The organism is Nonomuraea marmarensis, from assembly GCF_043197025.1.
Taxonomy (GTDB): Bacteria; Actinomycetota; Actinomycetes; order Streptosporangiales; family Streptosporangiaceae; genus Nonomuraea; species Nonomuraea marmarensis.
On record NZ_JBICRM010000061.1, the window covers coordinates 22,291 to 28,578 of the forward strand.

4 protein-coding genes are annotated in these 6,288 nt (G+C 64.6%); 2 read left to right on the forward strand and 2 right to left on the reverse strand.

The annotated features are described in order from the left end of the window. Window positions 1-71: 71 nt before the first annotated feature. Together ACFLIM_RS48065 and ACFLIM_RS48070 are read right to left on the reverse strand one after the other, a co-directional pair. Window positions 72-1,013, reverse strand: a complete 942-nt coding sequence (locus ACFLIM_RS48065) for an alpha/beta hydrolase (protein ID WP_393177239.1) — start codon at window positions 1,011-1,013, stop codon at window positions 72-74. A 1,279-nt stretch (window positions 1,014-2,292) separates the two neighbouring features. Then, window positions 2,293-3,186, reverse strand: a complete 894-nt coding sequence (locus ACFLIM_RS48070; protein ID WP_393177241.1) for a LysR family transcriptional regulator — start codon at window positions 3,184-3,186, stop codon at window positions 2,293-2,295. A gap of 75 nt (window positions 3,187-3,261) precedes the next feature. Here ACFLIM_RS48070 and ACFLIM_RS48075 point away from each other — a divergent pair, with 75 nt between their 5' ends. After that, window positions 3,262-4,608: an aspartate aminotransferase family protein gene (locus ACFLIM_RS48075; RefSeq protein WP_393177243.1), complete on the forward strand. Its 1,347-nt coding sequence runs from the start codon at window positions 3,262-3,264 to the stop codon at window positions 4,606-4,608. After that, entirely contained in the window at window positions 4,605-6,113 is a 1,509-nt protein-coding gene (locus tag ACFLIM_RS48080) for a leucyl aminopeptidase (protein WP_393177245.1), read from the forward strand. The genes ACFLIM_RS48075 and ACFLIM_RS48080 overlap by 4 nt, the downstream gene beginning before the upstream one ends. Window positions 6,114-6,288: the final 175 nt, after the last annotated feature.

Below are 6,288 nucleotides of genomic sequence, written 5' to 3' on the forward strand. Positions count from 1 at the left end.
TACCACCGGAATCTTGGCAGGGCCCTTAAAGTGATACCCCAAGGGGTGGACGATCGGGCCAGGTCGGTCGGTTACGATCGCAACGACTCGCCTGGGCCAAGGTGGCGAGAGAACCAGTCGGCGATGGCAAAGACCGCCCGATCGATCACCGGCGGATCGTCGTAGAACTGAAGGTGACGAGTCTGCGCCTCCCACTGCAGGTACTTGTCGTGCGTGGGAACGACAGCGAAGTGGCGGCGGGCCGCGTCGGGGAACGCGGACTCGTCGCTGTGAATCATCAGGTACGGCTTGGTGAGGCGAGCCGCGGCGCTGATTCCCTCGAACGGAAGCAACGCGGCGTCACTCATCACGGCGTACCGGTTCTCCCACAGTCCCTGGTCGGCCCATAGCTGGTACCAACTCCACACCGGCTCGCCGGGCATGCCCACATCGGTCCGGGCGAAGTCCACGCCCGGAACGTATTCGACCTCCCCGGTCGCGTCGTACTTCTCCTTTGCTTCCCGGCCACGGGCGAGCCGCTCGGCGACAGCTTCCTCACCACCCAGCCATGCCACATCCGTGGCATGGTCCCGGTAATGGCCAGCCACCGTCGCAACAACCTTAACCAGCGGATTGTCCACGGCAGCGCAGATCGCACTTGAACTGCCCATGCAAGCGCCCAGCACAGCCAGCCGGGAAGGATCGACATCGGCGCGGCCGGCGAGAAGACGCACCGCCGCGTTCAGGTCCTCCACCTTCGCGGTCGGGTTCTCATAACAGCGCGGCTCGCCGCCGCTCTCTCCGCGGTAACGGGGGTCGAAGATGAGGGCGGTGAACCCGTACTGGGCAAGGCGCCGGGCGTACTGCACCGGCAGTTGCTCCTTCTGGAAGGTCATCGGCCCCAGGATCGCCACCCCGGGAGCCTGGCCATCGCCGAACGCCGCCGGGAACAGCCTTCCTACGATCATCTCGCCGTGGCTGTCGTAGGTGACACGCTCGCCGAGCCCGGCGATTGCTTGATTTTCGCTTGTCATCGCGGTCTCCGTCCGTGAGCGAAGGTTATAACAAGCACAATACGAAGATTCTGGACCAGAGACATAGCCCAGGTTCATGGACGAACAGCGACCCAGATCCGAACTGGACCTGTATCTACGGCTCGATCGGACAAGAGGGTTGCAAATGCCTGGAACATGAGTTTGCGTAGGCGAGCATAGCCGGGGTGGCGTAGCGATACCAAGTGGTCCAGCGGGCGTATCTGGTGCTAGTCGAGCCCAGCGGCGCCCTTGCCGCGCCTCCGACACCGGAAACTCCAGGTGATCGTCTATCGAACCATGCTCGATATCTCACGTGGACTGAGCCGGACCCACTCGTCGCTGGTCAGATCATGCCGCTTCAGCCGATCCTCAGTCCACGTGACATAATCTACGCCCATTCTAGCGCCAAGCTCTACGAGACACACCCCAGCCGACCTTTGACGATGTTGCTGAAGTCCAGGCATTCCGACTCGCCCAGAAGACGAGGCAATCCGAGAGCCCGACGCTGCCGTCGGCGCCTTCGTCGTCACCACTTGGGACTTCACAGACACGCCTTACCGTGCTTCGCTAGCAATGAGCAGAGATATCGTCGTCGTATTCGCCATCGGGTCGATCTTTGGAGGCATGAATGCGCAAGCTGCTTGTAATTCTGTTCTCGGTGTTGGTTCTCTTTGGCGTGTCGGCAGGGTCCGCCAATGCGAGCTCCGATATGTTCATGTCAAGGGCATCATCAAGTCCGCTCTCAGGAACCTGCTGTTAGTCTCGAATCTCGCCCGAAAGTGCCCCTGAACTGGCTGAGACGGCTTGTCGAGAGTCCATGCCAGTTCGAGGCACTTTCCGTGTGTAAGCTGCCATCGCCGACTGAGAACCGACGGTGGCTGATTCAGCGACGCGACCGCCTGGTATGCCCGTATCGCCAACACTATATTGCCCGAGGACATGCCCGATTACGCTGCGAGCACGTCCGGCTTTGTCTCGCTGGCGAGACACGCGATAAATATGGAAGACACGACAACCCTGCGCGGCATGATCAACCTGATCGTCACAGTGCAAACGCTGGCCAGCCCGATACATGCCAGCAACTTCGGTGGTGCGGCTCCTGACCCGCTGACCGCCCTAATACATATTCCCAGACGCCGAGATTATCCTTCTGGGGGTGGAGGAGCCGCAGTGCATCACCCACGCTCCCAATGAGAGCGTCGATCCAACCGAGATTGAGCGCATGGCCCTCACGCAGGCACTCTTCTTGACTGAGTGGGGCAAGCTCTAGCTCCGGCAATTACCTAGGACGCGCCCGTTGGGTCGCATAGTGCGCGGCAGCGATCGCGTCCGCAAGGTGCGGCGGGGGCGCAGCGCGCAGCCACGCGAGTTGGACGGTGGATACCGGCGGGTCCCGCAGCGGTTTGAAGGTGACTCCGCTGCGCCCCAGGTTGGCGAACGAGGCGGGCTGGGGCGAAATACCGATGCCGGCGCTGACCAGACCAAGTTGGCTTTCGATGTCTCTGCCCTCCATCGCTGTGCGCGGCGCGAATCCCTCAGCCTGGCAGTAGGCAAGGACCTGGTCATGGAAGAGTGGGCTGGTAGTGCGCGGCCAGAGGATGAACTGCTCGTCGCGCAGATCGGCACCGGTCAGGATGGACGCCTCCGCCAATCGGTGGTCCGAGGGCAGAGCGATCATCATTGGCTCGGAGAATAGATCTTCCAGCTGGATACCACTCGCGGGGCCAGCGGAGCGGACAACCCCGAGGTCGAGTTCGGCGGCCCGAAGAGCGGCCAACTGCGGCGGCGTGTCCAGCTGGGTGAGCTGCAGCGTAAGACCGGGTAGGCGCTCCTGAAGGTGGCGGACGAAATCGGGCGTGACGCTGTTGAGCGCGGCGCCGATGGATCCGATCCTGATGTGGCCGATACCACCGGCGCTGATCGAACGGCATTGCGCGAAGGCCCGCTCTACATCGACCAATATCCGCTGGGCCTGGATTACGAACGCCGCGCCCGCGGGGGTAAGCCGGACCTGGCGGCTGGTGCGCTCCAGCAGCGCGGCGCCGACCTGCCGTTCTAGCCGGCGGATCTGTTGACTCAACGCGGGCTGTGTCAGCCCGAGATGGTGAGCGGCATGACCAAAGTGCAGGCGCTGGGCGACTTCGAGGAACGACACGAGGAGTTCGGTGTCCATCCATTAAGACTATCAATCGAATAATAATATTGTTGCATTGGACTAATGGCAGCGACTATCCGTAGCGTTCCAATCATGACCTCCTCTGCAGAGCCGACGGACTGGTTGGAACGCGACCAGAAGGTGGTGGCGCAATCGCCATACGCCCCGCCGCTTGTGCTCGAAAAGGGCCGCAGGTGCGAGGTGTGGGATGTTCACGGGCGACGCTTCCTCGATTTCGAGTCGGGTCAATTCTGCATGAGCACCGGCCATTCCCACCCGAGGATCGCCCAGGTCGCCGGCGAACAGGCGGCCATCCTGATGCAGATTGGCAACCGGTTCACCAACCCGGCCCGCATCCTGCTCGCCGAGCGGCTGGCCGACCTGGCTCCGGACCCGCTCGCTATGTCGTTCTTCTGTAGCACCGGCTCGGAGGCCAACGAGACCGCGTTGCGGATCGCGAAGCTGGTGACCGGCCGGTTCGAGGTGTTGGCGCAGGCCCGCGGCTACCATGGGCGCACCGCTTCGGCGTACGGAGCCTCGTCCTCGGCCCGTCGAATGCGGCGTGGTGCGGGACCACAGCCGCCGGGCATTGGGTTCATCAGCCCGCCGTACACCTACCGCTGCCCGTTCACCTGCGGAACCTGCGACCTGAGCTGCTGGAAGCATTCGATAGAAATGGTTGACCGGGCTACATCAGGAGAACCGGCCGCGGTCATCGTGGAGTTCGTCCTTGGTGCGGGTGGCGTCATCCCGGTGCCGCCGGACTGGGCCAAGGCCGTACGGCAATTCTGCGATGAGCGCGACGCGCTGCTGATCGCCGACGAGGCCCTGACCGGGTTGGGGCGTACCGGGCGTTGGTTCGCCTTCGAACACGCCGGCATCGTTCCCGACATCGTGGTGATCTCGAAGGCACTGGGTGGCGGTGTGCCGACTGCCGCGATCATCACTACCGGCGCAGTAGCAGAAGCCGCCCTTCAGCGTGGGTTCATCCAGGCCGCCTCGCATCAGGGCGACCCGTTTCAGTGCGCGGTGGCGCTCGCGAATCTGGATGTCATACAGGAGGAGGACCTAGTGCGAAACGCCGAACGGATGGGCCAGCGGCTGGCCGACGGACTGCAGCGCTTGGCGACACGGCACCAGATCGTCGGGGAGGCGCGCGGCCTCGGTCTGATCGCTGGCCTGGAGATAATTGACGGGGTCGAGGAAGCGCCTGAGCTCGCCGCAGTCGTCTCGCTGGCGTGCCTGGAACGTGGCCTGATCGTCGGCGGCCTGCGGCCCGGAATCCGCGAAGGCAATACTCTGCGGTTCGCGCCACCGCTGACGGTGACCGCAGCCGAGATCGACGAGGCGCTCACAATCACCGAAGCCGCATTGGTAGCTGTCGATGCCGGGCAATCTGGTCGAACCGCAGTCGGAGCGACGGCAGGAATCCGGTCATGACTCACCTGACCCTGGCCGCGCTGGACACGGCCGACCTTGATGCGCTGGTCATCGGTGTCGCCGCAGGCCCGAACGGGGCGGAACCGGCGCCTGGCTGGGACACCGCGGACGCGGCGTGCAACGGTCGGCTCCGCCAATTGCTCGACCTCCTCGGTGCTACTGGAGCGCCGGAAGAGATCACGCTCGTGCCAGCCGACCCGGGCAGCTCGGTACCGTTGGTGGTCGCAGCGGGGCTCGGTCGGCCGAACGATGCCGGTCGATTCGATCCGGAAATCCTGCGCCGGGTCGCCAGTGCCGCGGTGCGGGCGCTCCGCGGACGTGGCCGAGTGGGACTAACGCTCGGCCTAGTCAACGGCTCAGCCACAGAGGAGGACGGGCAGGCCGTCGTCGAGGGTGCGCTTTTGGGCGGCTATCAGTTTGACCGGTACCGACGCGATGTAGACCGCCGCCCCTCCATACGGGAGGTCGTCCTGCTCGTCCCCGAGGCACGGATCGCCATGTTGACCCCAGCCGCGGATCGCGGCCGGCTACTGGCGGAAGCGGTGCATCTGACCAGGGACCTGGTAAACATGCCGGCAAGCGAACTCCATCCGGCCTCGTTCGCCGACTTGGCCCTGGCCACCTCCCGCGAGGCGGGCCTGGACGGCGAGCTTCTCGACAACGCGGCGCTCGTCGAAGGCGGGTACGGCGGCATTCTTGCGGTGGGTGCCGGATCGGTGCATCCGCCACGGATGGTGTGCCTGTCCTGGCGACCGCCGGACCCGGTGGCCACGATGGCGCTCGTCGGTAAGGGGGTCACCTTCGACTCCGGCGGACTGACCCTGAAACCCCGCGACGGGTTAGAGAACCAGAAAAAGGACATGGTGGGTGCGGCCAGTGTCCTCGCCACCGTCACCGCGGCGGCACGGCTGAACGTCCCGTTGACGATCACGGCGTATCTACCGATGGTCGAGAACATGCCCGGCGGTTCGGCCTATCGGCCCGGTGACATCCTTCGGATGCGCAACGGTCTACACGTGGAGGTGCACAACACCGACGCGGAGGGCCGGCTCATACTCGCCGACGGGCTCGCCCGAGCCTGCGAGGACCGGCCGGACTACGTGCTGTGTGTGGCTAGCCTGACCGGCGCGCAGCGGGTCGCGCTCGGACACCGTACCTGCGGGGCTATGGGAGACGAGAAGTTGACCGGCCGACTCGCCGCCGCCGGTCGGCACACCGGCGAGCCGATCTGGCCCATGCCGCTGCCGGAGGACATCGGGAGCCAGCTCGAATCCAGCGTCGCCGACCTGGCCAACTGGCACCCTGACACGGCTGGCGGCATGCTCCTTGGGGGGATGTTCCTGTCCCGGTTCGTCACCGAGGGCACGTCGTGGGCACACCTCGACATCGCGGGTCCCAGTTACCATTCAGGGTCACCTCGCGGCTACCTCTCCAGCGGGGCAACTGGTACGCCAGTCCGCGCGCTGGTTCGCTTGCTCGAAGATCTCTCAGCGAGCAGTTCCTAACGGCATCCAGCCTGCGCTGGGCCTTAGCGGTCCCCGCCCGTAAGTCCTTGTCAACGGCCAAGTGCGTGTCGCCGCTGGTGGCCATGTAGAAGTCCCCGCCTCTTCGTAGTTGACTACTTCTTGATCAGGCGTGCTGGTGTCCTGGTTCGTGCCTGTTTCATCCGGAAGGACTCGC

Bases quoted from the DNA above. Each gene is read 5' to 3' on its own strand.
- ACFLIM_RS48080 (WP_393177245.1), top strand. From the start codon at position 4,605: ATGACTCACCTGACCCTGGCCGCGCTGGACACGGCCGACCTTGATGCG.
- ACFLIM_RS48075 (WP_393177243.1), top strand. From the start codon at position 3,262: ATGACCTCCTCTGCAGAGCCGACGGACTGGTTGGAACGCGACCAGAAG.
- ACFLIM_RS48065 (WP_393177239.1), bottom strand. From the start codon at position 1,013: ATGACAAGCGAAAATCAAGCAATCGCCGGGCTCGGCGAGCGTGTCACC.
- ACFLIM_RS48070 (WP_393177241.1), bottom strand. From the start codon at position 3,186: ATGGACACCGAACTCCTCGTGTCGTTCCTCGAAGTCGCCCAGCGCCTG.